The organism is Pontiella desulfatans (genome assembly GCF_900890425.1).
In the GTDB taxonomy this organism is placed as follows: Bacteria; Verrucomicrobiota; Kiritimatiellia; order Kiritimatiellales; family Pontiellaceae; genus Pontiella; species Pontiella desulfatans.
Window position 1 is genome coordinate 300,878 of record NZ_CAAHFG010000001.1, and the last position, 16,172, is coordinate 317,049.

General features: G+C 61.2%; 10 protein-coding genes. 8 read left to right on the plus strand and 2 right to left on the minus strand.

Translation table 11 applies throughout. The features are described 5' to 3' along the window. Nucleotides 1-11: 11 nt before the first annotated feature. The 5 genes from E9954_RS01250 to E9954_RS01270 all read left to right on the plus strand — a co-directional run bounded on the left by E9954_RS01250 (nucleotide 12) and on the right by E9954_RS01270 (nucleotide 8,036). Nucleotides 12-1,400, plus strand: coding sequence for a sulfatase (locus E9954_RS01250; RefSeq protein WP_136077443.1), 1,389 nt, complete (start codon nucleotides 12-14; stop codon nucleotides 1,398-1,400). 17 nt (nucleotides 1,401-1,417) lie between these two features. Beyond that, nucleotides 1,418-3,256, plus strand: a complete 1,839-nt coding sequence (locus tag E9954_RS01255) for a sulfatase family protein (RefSeq protein ID WP_136077444.1) — start codon at nucleotides 1,418-1,420, stop codon at nucleotides 3,254-3,256. Between the two features lie 29 nt (nucleotides 3,257-3,285). Further along, nucleotides 3,286-4,656, plus strand: coding sequence for an arylsulfatase (locus tag E9954_RS01260; protein ID WP_222847002.1), 1,371 nt, complete (start codon nucleotides 3,286-3,288; stop codon nucleotides 4,654-4,656). Then, entirely contained in the window at nucleotides 4,656-6,389 is a 1,734-nt protein-coding gene (locus E9954_RS01265; RefSeq protein ID WP_136077445.1) for an NPCBM/NEW2 domain-containing protein, read from the plus strand. The genes E9954_RS01260 and E9954_RS01265 overlap by 1 nt, the downstream gene beginning before the upstream one ends. 84 nt (nucleotides 6,390-6,473) lie before the next feature. Further along, the gene (locus E9954_RS01270) at nucleotides 6,474-8,036 is read left to right on the plus strand and encodes a glycoside hydrolase (protein WP_136077446.1); all 1,563 of its coding nucleotides are present in this window, start codon (nucleotides 6,474-6,476) and stop codon (nucleotides 8,034-8,036) included. Between the two features lie 6 nt (nucleotides 8,037-8,042). On the opposite strand, the gene E9954_RS01275 is transcribed toward E9954_RS01270, so the two are convergent. Continuing rightward, the gene (locus tag E9954_RS01275; protein WP_136077447.1) at nucleotides 8,043-8,909 is read right to left on the minus strand and encodes an aldose 1-epimerase family protein; all 867 of its coding nucleotides are present in this window, start codon (nucleotides 8,907-8,909) and stop codon (nucleotides 8,043-8,045) included. Between the two features lie 5 nt (nucleotides 8,910-8,914). Continuing rightward, nucleotides 8,915-10,447, minus strand: coding sequence for a right-handed parallel beta-helix repeat-containing protein (locus E9954_RS01280; RefSeq protein WP_136077448.1), 1,533 nt, complete (start codon nucleotides 10,445-10,447; stop codon nucleotides 8,915-8,917). A gap of 281 nt (nucleotides 10,448-10,728) precedes the next feature. Here E9954_RS01280 and E9954_RS01285 point away from each other — a divergent pair, with 281 nt between their 5' ends. From E9954_RS01285 to E9954_RS01295, 3 genes are read left to right on the plus strand one after another with little or no spacing between them, the layout of a single operon-like run. Continuing rightward, the gene (locus E9954_RS01285) at nucleotides 10,729-13,110 is read left to right on the plus strand and encodes a glycoside hydrolase family 95 protein (RefSeq protein ID WP_222847003.1); all 2,382 of its coding nucleotides are present in this window, start codon (nucleotides 10,729-10,731) and stop codon (nucleotides 13,108-13,110) included. A gap of 2 nt (nucleotides 13,111-13,112) precedes the next feature. Then, on the plus strand, nucleotides 13,113-14,624 hold the full coding sequence (locus E9954_RS01290) for a sulfatase family protein (RefSeq protein ID WP_222847004.1): 1,512 nt from the start codon (nucleotides 13,113-13,115) through the stop codon (nucleotides 14,622-14,624). Between the two features lie 8 nt (nucleotides 14,625-14,632). Beyond that, complete coding sequence (locus E9954_RS01295; protein WP_136077449.1) at nucleotides 14,633-16,165, plus strand: arylsulfatase; 1,533 nt, start codon at nucleotides 14,633-14,635, stop codon at nucleotides 16,163-16,165. Nucleotides 16,166-16,172 lie beyond the last annotated feature (7 nt).

A 16,172-nucleotide genomic window follows, 5' to 3' on the forward strand; every position in this document is an offset into this window, starting at 1 on the left:
GGTGGGTTCGTATGTATAAACAGCTTCTATTTTCTCTTTTGGTGGGCGTTTCGGTTCAGGCCGGACGGCCCAATGTCCTCTTCATTCTGGTGGATGATCTCGGCTACTCGGATGTCGCCTGCTATGGCAACACGCTGCACGAAACACCCAACGTGGACCGGTTGGCGCGCGAGGGGATGCGCTTCACCGCCGCCTACACCGCCTGCGCGGTCTGCTCGCCGACACGCGCGAGCATCCAGACCGGGCAATATCCCATCCGCTTCGGCATCACCGACTGGATCGCCGGGGCGCGCAAACCCAATACGCCGCTGAAGGAGCAGTGGACCAAGCGCATGCTGCCGCTCGAGGCGGTCACCGTGGCCGAGGCCTTCAAGGGGCAGGGCTACAAGACGGCCTTCGTTGGCAAATGGCACCTCAACGACCACGACCACACGACCGGCTTCCCGGAGGACCAGGGCTACGATGTCAACATCGGCGGCCACCACAAGGGTTCGCCGCCGGGCGGCTACTTCGCGCCCTTCAAAAACCCGAAGATGGACGACCGGCCCGACGACCTCTATCTGACCGACCGGCTCGGCGACGAGGCCATCGGCCTGATCGAAAGCCATGCCGGCGGCTCCGATCCGTTTTTCCTGATGCTCGCGTTCTACACCGTCCACACCCCGATCCAGCCCAAGCCGGAGCTGCAGCGGCACTACGAGAAAAAACTGGCGAAGCAGCCGGCCGGCCATTGGAACAACCCGAAGTATGCCGCCATGGTGCACAGCATGGACGAAAACGTCGGGCGCGTGCTGGATGCGCTGGACCGGCAGGGGATGGCCAACGATACCATCGTCGTCTTTTTTTCCGACAACGGCGGGCTCAGCCGGCAAACCTCGTGCTGGCCGCTCAGCCGCGGCAAGGGATTCTATCACGAAGGTGGCATCCGCGTCCCGCTCATCGTCCGCATGCCGGGAACGGTCAAACCCGGATCGGAAACCGATGAGCCGGTGATCTCGAACGATCTTTTCCCGACGCTGCTCGACCTGGCCGGCCTGCCGCTGCGGCCGGATGCCCACAAGGACGGCCTTTCGCTCAAGCCCCTGCTCGAAACCCAACGGTTCAAGAGCCACGACCTGCTCTGCTGGCACTATCCGCACTACCACGGCGCCGGCGAAACCCCCGCCAGCGCCATCCGCATGGGCGATTTCAAGTTCATCCGCCACTACGAGGATGCCACGCGCGAGCTCTACAACCTGAAGGAAGACATCGGCGAGGCCGACAACCTGGTGGACAAGATGCCCGAAATGGCGGATAAATACGAAGCCGCGCTGGACCGATGGCTGTCGCAACGGGAGGCCTACATTCCCAAGGCCGATCCCGGCTTCGATCCGTCGAAGCCCGTCGGCAAGAAACGCTGATTCATAAAGGAGAAACCATGCTGAAAAAAATATCCGTCCTGTTGCTGTGGTCGGCCGTGGCCTGCGTCGCGAAGCCGGAAAAGCCCAATGTGGTCTGGCTGGTGAGCGAGGACAACTCGGCCAGCTGGCTGAAGCTCTACAACGCGAACGGCGCTTCGATGCCGAACATTGAAAAGCTTGCCGCCAATGGGCTGGTGTTCAACCATGCCTTCTCCTGCGGCGTTGTCTGCTCGGTGGCGCGCAGCACGATCATCTCCGGTTGCTATGCGCCGCGCACCGGCGCGGAATACCACCGCAGGGAAAAGACGGTGCCGATGCCCGAGGGCATCCGGATGTTTCCGTACTATCTCCGCCAGGCGGGCTACCACACCACCAACTGCTCGAAGGAGGACTATAACTTCAACCCCGAGGAGAAGGAGGGCGTCTGGGACGCTTCCTCGAAGAAGGCCAGCTACCGCAACCGCCAACCCGGCCAGCCCTTCTTCCACGTCCAGAACTATGGAACCACCCACGAGAGTTCGCTCCATTTCAAGGACATGCAACAGGCGAACACCACCGATGCCGCCGCCGTCCGGCTCTTCGCCTACCATCCCGACACCGAAACCTTCCGCTACACCTACGCGCGCTATCTCGACAACCATGCCAAGGTCGATGCCGAGATGGGCCGGTTCATCCAGAGGCTTGAAGCGGACGGCCTGATGGACGACACCTTCATCTTCTACTACGGCGACCACGGCGGCGTCCTCCCGCGCGGAAAAGGCTATGCCTACAACAACGGCCAGCAGGTGCCCATGGTCGTCCATGTGCCGAAAAACTGGCGCCACCTCGTGCCCGCCAAGCCCGGAAGCCGCATCGACGGCTTTGTTGAATTCGTCGATCTCTCCGCCACCGTGCTCAACCTGGCCGGCGTCGATATCCCCGCGGGCATCGACGGCGAGCCCTTCCTGGGCAAAGGCGTTGATCTCGACGAACTCAATGCGCGCGACACCGCCTTTGGCTACGCCGACCGCTTCGATGAAAAATACGACCTCGTCCGCACGCTCCGCAAGGGCGACTTTGTCTACATGCGCAGCTACCAGCCCTTCAACTTCGACGGCCTGCACAACGACTACCGCTACAAGATGCTCGCCTACCAGGAGTGGCGCGAGATGCACCAGGCCGGTGAACTCAACGCCACCCAGGCCCGCTTCTTCGAAAAGCGCCCGCCCGAAATCCTCTACAACGTCAAGGCCGATCCCGACGAGGTCGACAACCTGGCGGGCAACCCGGCCTATGCCGCAAAGCTCGCCGAAATGCGCGGGCTGATGCAGGAGCGGGTGAAGTCGATGCCCGACCTCAGCTTCATCCCCGAACCGGTCTTTCTACGCGAGGGGCGCGGCAACCCGACCGGATTTGGCCAGCAGAACAAGGCGCGGATCGGCAAGCTGGTGGAACTCGCCGATCTCAGCCTCCGGCAGTTCCCGGAAGTGAAGCAGGGCATCGCCCGCGCGCTGGCCTCGGCCGATCCGCTCGAACGCTACTGGGGGCTTATCGTCTGCTCCTCGTTCGGTGGGCAGGCCGCGCCGTTCCACGATAAGGCGAAGGAGCTCGCCGCGTCCGATGCCGATCCGCTCGTGCGCGTCCGCGCCGCCGAGTTCCTCGGGCTCAATGGCGAGGCCGATCCGCGCCCCGTCATCATGGCGGCCCTCGGGCAGGCCGCCGATGCGGTCGAGGCCAACCTGATCCTCAACTCCGCCGCGCTGCTCGAGGATTCGGAGCCCGGCTACAACTTCGACCTCTCCGCTTTCGGCGACGCCCCGTGGGCGAAGGGTAAGAAGAGTCTGGCCAAGCAGCGCCTGGACTATCTGGCAAAATGATGCTGACAATGGAATTCAGTAGAGGGCTCATGATGAAGAAGGTTTTATTCTTATTGGTATTCGCGGTTGCTGGTGCGTGCGCGGCCGCGAAACCGAACATCATCTACATCCTGGCCGACGACCTGGGCTATGGCGACCTCGGCTGCTATGGCCAGCAGGAGATCCAGACGCCGAACATCGACGCGCTGTGCCGGGAAGGCATGAAGTTCACGAACCACCATTCGGGCAGCACGGTCTGCGCGCCGTCGCGATCCTGCCTGCTGACCGGGCAGCACACCGGCCACACCTGGGTGCGCGCCAACGGCAACTTCCAGATGCGCGAGGATGGCGAAGACATCACCCTGGCCCGTGTGCTGAAGAGTGCCGGCTACCACACCGCCATGGTCGGCAAGTCCGGCACGGGCTGCAACACCGATCCCGGGCACGCCAACCGCAAGGGGTTCGACCATTTCTTTGGCTTTAACGGCCACGGTGCGGCGCACCACTATTTCCCGCCGGAAGTCTACCGCAACGAGCAACCGGTCAAATTCCCGAACAACACGAAGCACACCGGCGATACCTACATCCACGACGAGTTCATGAAGGAAATCATGGGCTACCTCGACGGGCGCGCCAAAGACGGCCGCCCCTTTTTCCTGCACTATGCCGCGCTCATCCCCCACGCGAGCCTCGTGGCCCCGGAGGAGTGGGTGGCCCAATACCGCGGCAAGGTGAAGGAGGAAAAGCAGGGCGCGCGCGGCGGCTATGCCAAGTGCGACGAGCCCAAGGCCACCTTCGCCGGCATGGTCAGCCGTCTGGATTGGGAGGTGGGCGAAATCATGAACAAGCTGGAAGAGCTGGGCATGGCCGAAAACACCCTCGTCATGTTCGCGTCCGACAACGGCCCGCACAGCGCCGGCGGAAACCAGGCGGAATGGTTCAACTCCAACGGAGACCTGCGCGGCGAAAAGCGCGACCTGTTCGAGGGCGGCGTGCGCGTCCCGATGATTGCCCACTGGCCAGGCAGGATCCCGGCCGGAACGACGAGCGACCATCTCTCCGCGTTCTGGGATGTGTTGCCCACGTTGTGCGAACTGACCGGTGCGAAGCCGCCGAAAAACATCGACGGCATCAGCTTCCTGCCGACGCTGCTGGGGCAGGGCGGGCAGGGGCGGCACGACTACCTCTATTGGGAATTCTATGAAAAGGGCGGCAAGCGCGCCGCGCTGACGCACCGGTGGAAGGCGGTTCAGCTCAATATGTTCAAGGGCGGCGACCCCGTTCTGCTGTTCGCCGCCGCCGACCGGGCCGAGGAAAACAATGTTGCTTCCAGCCACCCGGAAGTGGTTGCGGAATTCCTGGAAATCTTCAACGAGGCGCACTCGCCTTCGCCCATCGTCTCGTGGAAAAAGAAAAAATAATGCGCATCCTCTCGCAGCGGTTGATGTTGGCGGCCGTTTTCCTGCTGGGTCTTCCGGCGTTGGCCGGGCCGCGTGAATGCCTGCATCTGGTCTATGTGACGAACCGCGACCGCCCCCCGCTGGCGGATTATGAAAACCGGGTCCATCGCATGATGGTGGATGTGCAGGATTTCTACCGCACCGAGATGGCGCGCAATGGCCATGGGCCGAAAACCTTCCGGCTCGACCTCGGCGTGGACGGCAAGGCCAACGTCCATCTGGTCACCCTGGATTGGGATTTCGATCCGCACCGCAAATTTACGCCGGGGGAGCTGCGCCCGGCCATCGCCGAAACCCTCTCCAGGAAGGGGATCGACATCGAGCAGGAATACCTCGTTGTGTTCGAAAACGCCTATTGGAAGGATGGCGACACGTGGACCTACGACGTGGTCTATACCGGAAGCGGGAATCCGGTGAAGGGCGCAACGTGGGTGGCCGACCACGAATGGCTCGATCCCCGGAATCTTGATCCGAAGCGGAAGGAGCGCATCAACGATCGCGGGCACCGGATGGCCATCGGGCAGTTCAACGTCAAGATGATCGGCGGCGTGGCGCACGAATTAGGCCATGGGCTCGGCCTGCCGCACAACCGCGAAACCGAGGCGGAGTCCAAGCGGCTGGGCAAGGCGCTGATGGGGGCGGGCAATTATACCTACCGGCAGGAGCGGCTGGGCTCGAAGCCGCATGGCTCCTTCCTGACGCCGGCGCACGCCTTCATCCTTTCGCTGCATCCCCTGTTCAGTGGACGGGTGCCCGGTGGTTTTGCCATCCCGCCGGTGTTTCCGGAAGAGTTGGCTTTCACGACCGAAGGCGGCCGGTTGATGGTTTCCGGCCGTGTGGCGCCGGTGGGGGAGGTTGCGGGGGTTGTGCTTTACCACGATGCCTTGCCGACGGGAACCAACAAGGATTACGACGCCTTTTCGTATCTCGCCGAAATGAAGCCGGATGGCGCCTTCCGCGCAACCCTGCCGCTGTTGGATGGCCAGGAGTGCGCGCTGCACGTGAAGGTCTATTTCAAGAACGGCATGCACCGGAAATTTAGTTTTACCCAGGGCCAGGATGGCGGGCTTGAACGCTTGCGGACGGGCTATCTCAAGGAACAGGCCAGGCATGCCTTTGAGGTCAAGGATGCCGCCCGGCTCCGGACGGTCATCAAGGAACTGGAGACCGCCGACCCTGCATCGGTCAAGGCCGCCCGGTTGTTCCTCGGGCTGACGGAACAGTGGGAGGGGTTTTGCGCCCCGGTCGAGGTTGCTGCCGCGGAACAGGCCATTGGCCTCTCCTCCTGCCGGTGGAGCGCCGCCTCGGTGGGGTGGCATGTGCCGAGTTTCAACGGGGTGCTGGATCCCGACGGGAAATGGTTCCAGCCGCTGGCCAGTGCGAAAGGGAAGTGCCCGCAAGGGTTGTATGCGCACGCACCATCCTCCTATGCCTATGCCCTTGGCGGAAAATGGAAATCGTTCGAATCCCGCATGGCCCTCCATCGCGGCCACCAAGGCTCCGTCGTTTTTGTGGTTAAGGGCGATGGCCGCGAACTGTTCCGTTCGTCCCTGCTGCGTCTCGCGGATGGCGAAGCCGATGTGAGGGTGAATGTTTCAGGCATCCAAACCCTCGAACTCGTCACCGAGCCGGGGCCCGACGGCAAGGATGGCGACTGGGGAATTTGGATTGCGCCGTCGCTCCTTCGCCATTGATCGGCGGAAGGATGGGCCGGGTGGGGATTTATCCCGGCGGAAGCGTCTCGCAACGCGGAGCCATTCGAACTATATTCCCGGGCCATGAAGAACCGTCTATTTTTTACCGTTGGATTCGTTGCGCTTGCCTGCCAGGGCGAGACGTTGGTTACGCTGGATTTTTCGAAGCGGGCGCAAACCATCGAGAACATCGGTTCCTCAACGGGGATGCACGGCGACCATATGGCCAAGCATTGGGCCCCCGAAACCGTCGATGCGGTTGCCGACCTTTTGTTTAGCCGGGAATTCGATGGGGCCGGCACGCCGAAGGGGATCGGCCTTTCCTGTTTCCGGATCCAGATTGGCGCGGGCGGAGCAGGGGAAGAGGGGGGGATTCGGGCGCCTTGGCGCAGAACCGACTGCTTCCTCCGGGCCGATGGGTCGTATGATTGGGTCAACCAGGGACAGGGCGTTCACTACTGGCGCAGGAAGGCAAGCGAATACGAAGTGCCGACGGTGATCGGCTATCTCAACTCGCCGCCGGTTTGGTTCACCGAAAGCGGCTATGTGTTCAAGACCTCGAAAAGCTTCACCTCCAATCTCAAGCCGGAGCACTATGGCAACTACGCCGCATTCCTGACCGCCGTCGCAACGCATTTCCAGGAAACGGGCTTGCCGTTCTCCCACATCAGTCCGGTCAACGAACCGCAGTGGTACTGGGACGGGGTTCCGGGCAGGGCCAAGCAGGAAGGCTCTCCGTGGACGAACGAACAGATTGCCGAGGTGGTGCGGTTGACCGATCAGCGGTTTCTTGCCAACCGGATCTCGACCCGGCTGCTCATTCCCGAGGCGGCCGAATATCCCGCGTTGGTTGAGCCGCTTCCGGGGCGATACTTTGCCGCGGCCTCCGACCAAATCGACGCATTCTGGAACCGCAAGAGCCCGGACTATGTCGGAAACCTCAAGTCGGTGGAGCCGGCGGTGGCCGGGCATGCCTACTTTTCCGATGGCAGCGTTGTCAAGATCATCAACACCCGGGAAGCCGTGAAGGAAGCCGTGGCCCGCTCCGGTTCCAACCTCCGGTTCTGGCAAACCGAATACAGCTTGCTGGGCGAGGGGTGGACGGGCGGGTTGCCCGTTTCGGAGGTGGATGAGATGACCGCCGCCCTCCTGCTGGCGCGCAACATCCATGCCGACCTCACACTGGCCAATGCCTCGGCGTGGCAATGGTGGTCGTCCACCGAGCCTCGGATGGGGCGGGTGCCGCGCTATTGCCTGATCGAGTGCGGGGACGACGACGAGGAAACCTATCGCGCAACGAAACTGCTATGGGCGCTGGGCCACTATAGCCGCTTTGTGCGGCCCGGCATGGTGCGCATCGAAGCGCAGACCGGGCGGCCGGCCGGAAAAGACCTCGAAGGGTTGATGGCCTCCGCCTACCACGACGCCGGGCGCAACCGCTGGGTGATGGTGCTCGTCAACTTTTCCGATGTCGAGCAGGAGGTCGCCTACCGCACCCGCATGCTCCCGCCCGCGCGAGGCCGCTGGGAAACCCAGGGTTTCCTGACGCGCAAGGACTCCCATATGCAACGGTTCAGCATCCATGACGAACGGTTGACCCTGCCGCCCAAGAGCATGGCAACCATCGTCAGCGGCGCAGTCCGCTGAGCGGCGTCAGCCGACCATGCGGATGGCGTAGCCGGTCTCGAAGGTTTCGGCTGGGGCGAGCCGCAGTATGCCGGGTTTGTTTTCAAAGTTTCCGTTGCTATCCGGTGCATCGTCGTATGAATGCCACGGCTCGATGCAGACATAGGCCGCACCGGGCTTCGCCCAGATGCCGAGGTGCGGGCAGTTGCCCAGGTCAATCTCGAGACCGCCCGTCCGGTGCCTTGGTTTCAGCCGTACCCGCCGTGAGCGGATGTTTTTGAAAATCAGCGCGTCGTCGTCGAACAGGGTTTCCGAGAGCCGGATGCAGTTGTTGTTTTCCAGATAACCGCCCTGCTTGAAGGCCAGCAAGCCATCGGTCAATCCATATAGATCCAGCGATTCCGGCTTTTCGAATTCGAGGTCATACCCATCAAGCGCGGCCTGTTCGAGGTCGAGCGCCAGTGCCGGGTGGGAGCCGATGGTGAAGAGCATCTCTTCGGCTCCCTCATTCTTTACCCGGTAGTCGATAAGCAGTTGTTTCCCATCCAGCCGGAACTCGACTTCAAGCGTGAAGGTGAAGGGATAGTGCTGGAGGGTTTCCGCATCGGACGAAAATGAAAAGACCACAACGTCGCGCCCCTGTTCAATACACTTGGCAGTGCGGGTGCGGACGAGGCCGTGTTTTGGAATCCCATACGTTTGGCCATTAATCCGGGTCTTGCCATCGCGCAGTTTTCCAACGATCGGAAAAAGGATGGGCGCGCTGCCGCCCCAGATTTCCGGATCGGCTTGCCACATCATTTCGCGGCCGGTGGATTTTTCCTTGAAGGAGCGGAGCTCCGCGCCCCGCAGGTCAACCGTAGCGGAGAACTGTTCGTTTTCAATCGTGATCATGGATCCTATCGGGATGCGGTTTTTTTCTTTTTATTGTCGTCGCCCCGGTCTTTGACGGAGCTATGGGTGATGACTTCGCAGTTGGAGGAAAATTCCGTCAGGAAGACCGGATGGGGTGTTTCGTTGATCAGGGTGATGCCGTTCGCGTTGTTTTTCTCGCGGAGTTCCTTTTCGTCGGTATTGTCCTCCCGATAGCGCTCGCCGGTGGATCCAATGCAGATTTCGCGTAGCTTCTTCGGCCGCGTTTTGCCGGAATAGGTGATCGTGATCCGGTGATTGCTGCCAACAATATTGGCCAATGCATGATCCCCGGCATCCTGGTCGGTCTCGACCAGCTCCAGCTCGATGTCCGCGTTGCGCCGGTTGCTATAGGGGATGGAAAGCAGCGGGCTGTACGACGCATCGCCTTTGCACCGGCGAATCGTGCAGTTGGACGGCAGGCCATAGGCCGTGCCGCCCGCTTCGCGCACCGTGCAGTCGGTAACGTCGGCACTCGAGGCCGCCGCCAGCGCAACGCAGGTGCGCATGCGGACGATGGTGCAGTTTTCCATGGTGACGTGTCCGGTGTTGCGCTCTACTCCCTCTTTGTTGGTGCCCCGGACATACGCCCGGATGCCGTCTTCCGTCAGGCTCAGCATCTGCCCCTTCGGAATCGGCTGCCCCTGCATCCAGTCGGGAAACATGATTTTATAGTCGTGCTCGGCCGCCGGCCCCGACTTCTCGTTGTAGATCTCGTCCGTCAGGCGCAACGCCCCCAGCATCTTCACATTGCGGAACACATTATCCTGCGAGCCGTGCATGTGAATGCCGTGGCCATAGGAAAAGACCTTGAAGTCGCAGTCTTCAATCAGGATGCGGTCGCCCATCACCGACATCAACGCATGCTTCTGCAACCGCACAAATGCGCCACGCCCTTTGCCGTACATATCACCATAGCCATAGGGCGCCGAACCGCGAACCGTAACCGAGCTGCCCTTCATTGTGAAATCGTTGCCCATAATCTCGAATTCGTTGGCCCCGCGCGGCCCCACCTTTTCGCCGATGTCTTCAAACTCGCCGCCGAGAATCGTGATGTGATCTCCATGCATGCGGAAGCCCATATACCCATGCGGGTTCTTGGAGTTCGGCATATCCGCATAGACCTGCGTGTCGATTTCAATCCGCACATCCGTCAGATCAAAGGTGTTGTTCGATCCGCTGAAGTTGAAAATAATTTTAGGGTCGTCCGCATAATACGTTTTCTTAACGACATAGGTTCCGGGCTTCATGCGGATCAGGTTGCCGCTCTGCGCCGCATAGTCCGCCAGCTCATCCAGCGAGGAGATCAGCGTGTATCCCGCAGGAATCTCGAAATCCGCCGTAACCGGCGCGGGTTTGGGCTCGGGGACGGGTTTCGGTTCCGGGGTCTTTTGCTCAACCGGGGCCGGAACCGGAGCCGCGATCGTTGTGGCCTCCGGCACCGGTTCCCGTTCCATGAAATAATAGACCCCGGCAAAGCCGGCCGTGCAGAGCATCAAAAACAAGATAAACTTTTTCATCACATTCCTCGGAACCCGCCTCCATTCGCTGGCCGCCCCCGGTGCAAGCCGAGCGATCTGCTGCCACCAAGCAAACCAACAGGGTATCCCAAGCCCGCGGCGGCGGAAGTCGTTCGTGGATTAACATGTTAACTTGACATGGCATAGGTTGAGAAACCCTTCCACGTGTGGAATCCTACACAGGCGGGTTGTAATTATGCAATACGCACAGTATGTGTTTGCGGTAGCTTACCCAAGCTCGATGGAAAGCACGCCGAATGAAAACGATGACGAGGAGGAAGATGATGGATAAAAAACAGATGACCCTGGGTTGGGTTGCAGGCCTTGCAATTCTCGTTTGCCTGGATACGGGCGCGGCTCCCGCCAATAAAAAGGCCAACAAGTTCAGTTATAAGGAAGCGGTTGAAGTGCTGCCGTTGAACCAGCCGCCGGAATCCGAACTCTCGCTGTGGTACGATGCCCCCGCGACCTATTGGGAAGAGGCCCTGCCGATCGGTAACGGGCGGCTCGGCGCCATGGTCTACGGCGGCGTTGCAAACGAACTGATCCAACTGAACGAGGATTCGATCTGGGCCGGCCCACCGATCCCGGAGGCGAACGGAAACATCAGCGAGACGGTCGATCGCGTCCGGGAGCTGCTGTTCGCCGGCAACTATGCGGAAGGGCAAAAGCTCATGCAGTCGGTGATGGCGCCGCGCATTTCGCCGCGCAGCTACCAAACCATGGGCGAGCTCCGCTTCGATTTCGGCATCACAAACACGGCAACCGCCTTCCGCCGCGACCTGAACCTCGACACCGCGATCGCCACCACGACCTATAAGGCCCAGGGCGTCACCTATGTCCGCGAAGTCACCGCCAGCCCAGTTGACCAAGTGATCGCCGTCCACATCACCGCCGACAAACCCGGCTCGGTTTCCTTTAGTGCGTGGGTCGAGCGCGATGGCATGTTTGAAATCACCGCGGAAGGAAACGACACCCTCGTTGCCCGGGGCCAGGCATCGCAAGGCGAACAGCATCTCGGGGTTAAGTTCGCCACGGTCTACAAAATGGTGGCCAACAACGGGACGGTTACGGCAACCGATGGCAAGCTCGTCGTCGCCGCGGCCGACTCGGCCACGCTCTACATTGCGGCTTCAACGGACTACAACGCCGCCGACACGGCCCAGCCGCTGACGCACGACCGCGTTGCCGCCGGCAAAGCCACCATTGCGGCCGCGCAGGGAAAAACCTACGCGCAGCTGAAGGCCGCTTCGGTCGCCGCCCACCAGGAGCTGTTCCGCCGCGTTTCGCTGAAGCTCGGGACACCGTCCAGCAAGTCGACGCTGGAGCGGTTGAAAGCCTACGGCAAGGACGAGATCGATCCCGACTTCGAGGCGCTCTTCTTCCAGTATGGCCGCTACCTGCTGATCACCTCTTCGCGCGCAGGCTGCCTGCCCGCCAACCTGCAGGGCATCTGGTGCAAGGATCTTGCCGCACCGTGGAACTCCGACTACCACATCAACATCAACATGCAGATGAACTATTGGCCGGCCGAAATCGCCAACCTTCCGGAGTGCCACCTGCCGTTCATGGATTATATCGAGCGCCTGGTGCCCTCGGGGCGGAAGACGGCGCAGGAGGTCTATGGTTGCCGGGGATTCCTGGCCGGGCACGCGTCCGACGTGTGGCATGGAACGGTTCCGTTCGGCAAGGCCCAGTATGGCCAATGGGTGGTCGGCGGCGCCTGGTGCACCCAGCATTTCATGGAGCACTATCGCTTTACCCAGGATCAGGCTTTCCTGAAGGACCGCGCCTATCCGATCCTGAAGGAAGCGGCGCTCTTTTTCCTCGACTGGCTGGTGGAGGATCCGGAAACCGGCAATCTCGTCTCCGGCCCGAGTACCTCCCCCGAAAATAAATTCATCATTCCCGGAACGGAAAAACAACCGAGCAACCTGACCATGGGGCCCTCGATGGACCAGCAGATTATCTGGGATGTCTTTTCCAACACGCTCGACGCCGCACGGATCCTGGGCCTCAACGATGCCTTCACCCAGGAGGTCGAAACGGCGCTCGCCAACCTGGCCATGCCGCAGATCGGTTCCGACGGCCGCCTAATGGAATGGACGAAGGAGTTCGGCGAAGTGGATCCAGGGCATCGCCACATTTCCCACCTGTATGGCCTCTATCCCGGCCGCCAGTACAACGTCCACGACCACCCCGCCATGGTTGCGGCGGCGCGCAAGAGCATCGACCACCGCCTGTCGAAGGGCGGCGGCCACACCGGCTGGAGCCGCGCCTGGATCATCAACTTCTGGGCCCGCTTCCGCGATGCCGACAAGGCGCATGAAAACATTGCGCTACTGCTCAAGAAATCGACCTACAACAACCTGTTCGACAAACATGCGCCGTTCCAGATCGACGGCAATTTCGGCGGCGCGGCGGGTATTGTGGAAATGCTGCTGCAGTCGCACACCGGCCAGATCGAGCTGCTGCCCGCCCTGCCGAAGGCCTGGCCCGACGGCGAAGTGAAGGGCCTGCGCGCCCGCGGCGGATTCGAGGTCGATTTTGCCTGGGAGCAGGGAAAAGTCACCGAGATGGAAATCCGGCGCTTGCCGGGGCTTGAGCCTGCAACGGTTCAGGTGCGCGTCAACGGGGAAATTCGCACGATGGAGACGAAATAGCCATGAAGCGCATGCTGTTTTCAGCGGCTGTGGCTCTCGCGCTGAGTGCCGCGGCCGCGAACCAGCCGAATGTCATTGTGATCCTCGCGGACGACATGGGATCCGGGGATATCCGGGCGCTCAATCCGGATTCGGCGATTCCAACGCCGAACCTGGATCGGCTCAGTGCGGAAGGTGCAACCTTCACCGCCGCCCACTCCGGTTCCGCCGTCTGCACACCTACCCGGTATGGCCTTGTGACGGGCCGCTACTGCTGGCGTTCCCGTTTGAAAAAAGGGGTGCTCAACGGCTACAGCGGGCATCTGATCGAGCCGGAGCGCTTTACCATTGCCGATCTCTTCAGATCCAAGGGGTATGCCACGGCCTGTTTCGGCAAGTGGCACCTGGGCATGGATCTGCCAATGTCTGGAAAAAACAAACTCGATCTGGCGGGCAAGGTTGAAAACGGGCCGTTGGCCAATGGCTTCGACCGGTTTTACGGCATCACGGCCTCGCTGGACTTTCCTCCCTATGTATTCATTTGCGACGACAAGATCGATGCGCCCGCCGTTGAGCGGAAACCCTCCCGTCGTTTTCCGGAATTCCTGCGTGCCGGCGAAACCGGCACCAATTTCGAGCACGAAAACGTGCAGGATCAACTGGTGGAAACCACAACGGCCTTTATCCGGGAGAAGGCCGCGGCCGGGGAACCGTTTTTCATCTACCTGCCGCTGCCGTCGCCGCACAAGCCGGTTCTTCCCGCCGGGCGCTTTCGGGGCAAGTCCGCCATCGGCCCATACGGCGACTATGTCATGCAGACCGACGGGTCGGTCGGCGAAGTGCTGAAGGCGGTCCGGGAGAGCGGTATTGATGAAAACACGATGATCGTCTACACCTCCGACAACGGCTCATTCATGTTCCGGCTCGACGCGCCGGAATGCCCGCCACAAATGCCGGCCGATTCGAACAACCCGAAAAACGGTTCCGACCATAAAAGCGATCCCACCATCCAGGGGTTCAATTCAGCCAGCCACCGCGCCAACCTGAACTATCGGGGCACCAAGGCGGATATCTTCGAGGGTGGCCACCGCGTTCCCTTCCTGGTGCGCATACCGGGGACGGTCGAAGGCGGACGCCGCATTTCCTCCACCATCTCCCTGGTGGATATTCTGGCAACCTGCGCCGATCTCCTCGGCGCGGAGGTGCCGGATGGCGCCGCCGAGGACAGCTTCAGTTTCCTTCCGTTGCTTACGGGGGAGGGGACGCATGAACGCGCCCCCGTGGTCGCCCATTCCGTCAACGGCTGTTTTGCCCTCTATTCCGGACCCTGGAAATTCATTGCCACCAAAGGCTCCGGCGGGCGCACCCTGCCGAAGAGCACGCCATTTGAAAAACCGTACCAGCTCTATGATCTTTCGAACGACATCGTGGAGCGCAACAACCTGATCGATGCGCATCCGGAACTGGCGCAACGGTTGGAAAACGAACTCATGGCCATGATCGGGAGTGCGCTTCAGAAACCGGCCATCCCATAGGGAGCATCATGAAACAACACATCCTCATTCTCACGGCACTCCTCCTGGCGGTGCCCGCCTCGTTCGCGCTCAAGCCCTCGCTGGAACGCCCCAACGTGATCCTGCTCTACGCGGACGACCTAGGCATCGGCATGCTGGGCTGCTACGGACAGCAGGTGGTCCGGACACCGAACATCGACCGGCTCGCGGCGGAAGGCATCAAGTTCAACAACTATTATGGCGGCGTCTTTTGCGCGCCGACGCGCTGGACGCTGCTGACCGGCATGCACGATGGCCGCCGCGGCGGCTGGGGCCATAGCCAAGGCGGCCTCCCGATCCAACGCGATACGGGAAAGATTACCCAGGAGCAATACGAGCAGAAACTCGAGCAGTTGAAAAAGAACCGGACCATTCCCGACCACGAGGTTTTCCTGGGGCAGATTGCCCAGCAGGCAGGTTATAAAACGGCGCAGTTCGGCAAGCTCGACCGCGGCTTCCTGACCTGGAACGAACGCGTGCGGCGCTTTGGCTGGGACTTCCACGAAGGCTACTATTGCCACGTCCGCTGCCACGGCTTCTACCCGGCCTACCTGTGGCGCAACGGCGAGCGGTTCGAGCTCGAAGGCAACACCGATCCCTATTGCGGCAAGATGAGCGAAGAGGGGAACGAACCCGTCGGTTCCGGCGGAAAAACCTATTCGCAGAACGTCTTCATCAAGAGCATCCTTGCCTACATCCGCGAGCACCAGGACGAACGCTTCTTCCTCTACCACCCGACCCAGCTGCCGCACGGCCCTGTCGCCATTCCCGAGCTGCATCCGGACTACGCCGACCAGGATTGGACGCTGGCCGAAAAAAAATATGCGTCCATGGTGCGCATGCTCGACGACCACGTCGGCTTGATCATGCAGGAGCTGAAGACGCTGGGGCTGGACGAAAAAACGGTGGTCGCCTTCACCTCCGACAATGGCCACGAGCTCTACTACGGCCCGAAGAAAAACTTTCCCAACACCCGCCCGGGTGGAGAAAAGGCCAACCTGACCGACAGGAAGTGGCGCACCTCCGAATGCGGCGACATCTTCGACGGCGCGGGCGGACGCGCCGGCATCAAGCGCGCCGGCTACCAGGGCGGCATGCAGTGCCCGATGATCGTGCGCTGGCCGGGCAGGATCCAGCCGGGTACGGAAACCGACCACCTGAGCGCCCACTACGATTTCATGGCAACGCTCGCCGACCTGATCGGCGCAGAAATGCCGAAGGGCAAGGACAGCCTGTCCTATCTGCCCACGTTGCTGTCGAAGCCGCAGCCGAAGGAGCACGACTACGTCATCGTCAACAACAACTTCAACCGGATGGGAAGCTCTGCGCTGATTGCCAAGGACGGTTGGAAGCTGGTGGAGATCGACCGCAAGAAGGATGAGTTCCAGCTCTATAACATTCGGGAAGACAACGAGGAGCGGCACAACCTCGAAGACCAATATCCGGAGAAGGTTTCAGACCTTAAGAAGATCCTGCTTCGCGAACTGAATTCCCCGCGTCCGGATTTGGTGGAGTCGCTCTAATTTAAAG

Coding starts and splice junctions, on each gene's coding strand:
- E9954_RS01250 (WP_136077443.1), top strand. CDS start 12: ATGTATAAACAGCTTCTATTTTCTCTTTTGGTGGGCGTTTCGGTTCAG.
- E9954_RS01255 (WP_136077444.1), top strand. CDS start 1,418: ATGCTGAAAAAAATATCCGTCCTGTTGCTGTGGTCGGCCGTGGCCTGC.
- E9954_RS01260 (WP_222847002.1), top strand. CDS start 3,286: ATGATGAAGAAGGTTTTATTCTTATTGGTATTCGCGGTTGCTGGTGCG.
- E9954_RS01265 (WP_136077445.1), top strand. CDS start 4,656: ATGCGCATCCTCTCGCAGCGGTTGATGTTGGCGGCCGTTTTCCTGCTG.
- E9954_RS01270 (WP_136077446.1), top strand. CDS start 6,474: ATGAAGAACCGTCTATTTTTTACCGTTGGATTCGTTGCGCTTGCCTGC.
- E9954_RS01275 (WP_136077447.1), bottom strand. CDS start 8,909: ATGATCACGATTGAAAACGAACAGTTCTCCGCTACGGTTGACCTGCGG.
- E9954_RS01280 (WP_136077448.1), bottom strand. CDS start 10,447: ATGAAAAAGTTTATCTTGTTTTTGATGCTCTGCACGGCCGGCTTTGCC.
- E9954_RS01285 (WP_222847003.1), top strand. CDS start 10,729: ATGATGGATAAAAAACAGATGACCCTGGGTTGGGTTGCAGGCCTTGCA.
- E9954_RS01290 (WP_222847004.1), top strand. CDS start 13,113: ATGAAGCGCATGCTGTTTTCAGCGGCTGTGGCTCTCGCGCTGAGTGCC.
- E9954_RS01295 (WP_136077449.1), top strand. CDS start 14,633: ATGAAACAACACATCCTCATTCTCACGGCACTCCTCCTGGCGGTGCCC.